Source organism: Mesorhizobium sp. L103C105A0, from assembly GCF_000502215.1.
Classification (GTDB): Bacteria; Pseudomonadota; Alphaproteobacteria; order Rhizobiales; family Rhizobiaceae; genus Mesorhizobium.
Genome location: NZ_AYXF01000045.1, coordinates 1 through 412 on the forward strand (window position 1 = coordinate 1; position 412 = coordinate 412).

The window sequence follows — 412 nt, forward strand, 5'->3', positions numbered from 1 at the left end:
GTGCAAACAAGGAAGGGAACGTTGCACTGATGGGGCAGTGCACCGTCCGAAGCGTTTCCAGGCGACAATGTTCCACCGATGAGAGAACAAAGAAGGCTTCACCGCCAGCGCACATTCCCCTTAGCCGCGCTGTATTGCCATCGGCTAGTCTCTAAAGGCCTTTAACCAGCCACGGATTGGTGTCGTATCCGAGGCGCGGCTTTTCCGGCGTTCCATCGGCCGGCAATTTGGCGGTTCCGGTCGGCCTGCAGTCCAGCTCGAGCACCTGCTTCTTGGCCGACTGCTTCGTAGAGCAAAGGTCCGTGGCGTCACTCACCACCACCTTCTTCTCCTTGGCAACAGCGACACCAGTCCCAGCGATCACGATCGCCGCACAAAACGCAGCAACTCTCATCATACTTCCCCACCGTTG

General features: G+C 58.3%; 1 pseudogene. It reads right to left on the reverse strand.

The annotated features are described in order from the left end of the window. Window positions 1–151: 151 nt before the first annotated feature. A pseudogene (locus X727_RS135240) lies at window positions 152–412 on the reverse strand (hypothetical protein); the annotation flags it as partial.